This window comes from Streptomyces sp. URMC 126, from assembly GCF_051386555.1.
In the GTDB taxonomy this organism is placed as follows: domain Bacteria; phylum Actinomycetota; class Actinomycetes; order Streptomycetales; family Streptomycetaceae; genus Streptomyces.
Genome location: NZ_JBPQTX010000874.1, coordinates 1 through 272 on the forward strand (window position 1 = coordinate 1; position 272 = coordinate 272).

Annotated in this window: 1 pseudogene; it reads right to left on the reverse strand. The window is 63.6% G+C overall.

The features are described 5' to 3' along the window. Window positions 1-228 (reverse strand): annotated as a pseudogene (locus ACSNOK_RS34300) (hypothetical protein); the annotation flags it as partial. Window positions 229-272 lie beyond the last annotated feature (44 nt).

The following is a 272-nucleotide window of genomic DNA, read 5'->3' on the forward strand; positions in this document are numbered from 1 at the left end:
GTTTCGCAGCGCAGCCGTCATCTGCCATAACACGTCCTGGCCGCGCGACGTGGTGCCCAGCCAGTACTCCCACGACGGCGGCACGTCGGGCGCCACGACGTAGATGTCCTCGGGCGGGTAGGGCGAGAAGAACGACAGCACCGACAACACGACGATGATCGAGACGATCAGCGTGCCGATGGCGAATTCCAGGTTGAAGCGCAGGAGGTCGCGGAAGATCTTGAGCATGGCTTTACTCCACCTGCACGCGGGGATCGAGGAGCGGGTAGAGG